Raw genomic sequence first — 439 nt, forward strand, 5'->3', positions numbered from 1 at the left:
GATTGATGGTTGCGTTGCCGCCGGCGCCAGCCGATGTCACCGCGCTCCGCCCCATCGAGGCGGTCGAGCAGTTCTCGGAGCCGGTCGGGAATGTCGGCCTCGGTGCGGAAGGCCGGCAAGGTGCGTAGAAAGCGGGTCACCGCCTCGGCACCCAACTGGCGCCTGACCTCGATGGCCAGCCCTTCTGCCTTTTCGCCCGTGTTGCGGGTCATCGTCTCAAAATCCTGTGTCGGCTTCGAAACTCCTCCAGCAAGGGAATGGTTCCCCCATCCTGCCTGTGGGGCAAGCAAAGCCGGCAGTTAAGGTAAAATTTGAATTAAAATCGAAATGCCTTGCCTGCCATTGTCCGGCCTTGGCCGGTGGCTTCCATAATCGCTTACCCCTTGATTTTTGGCTGCCAAACATCGATATCGGGCACAAAATCCACATCATTCGAGAT

2 protein-coding genes are annotated in these 439 nt (G+C 58.5%); both read right to left on the minus strand.

The genetic code is table 11. From position 1 onward, the window contains the following. The coding region (locus ENZ74_RS34130) for a hypothetical protein (protein ID WP_127313389.1) at nucleotides 1-212 on the minus strand (212 nt) is incomplete at its 3' end. 4 nt (nucleotides 213-216) lie between these two features. Continuing rightward, a partial coding sequence (locus tag ENZ74_RS34860; protein ID WP_206522425.1) for a hypothetical protein occupies nucleotides 217-439 on the minus strand: 223 nt, incomplete at its 5' end.

This window comes from Mesorhizobium sp. M7A.F.Ca.CA.002.15.2.1, assembly GCF_003998715.1.
Lineage (GTDB): Bacteria > Pseudomonadota > Alphaproteobacteria > Rhizobiales > Rhizobiaceae > Mesorhizobium > Mesorhizobium ciceri.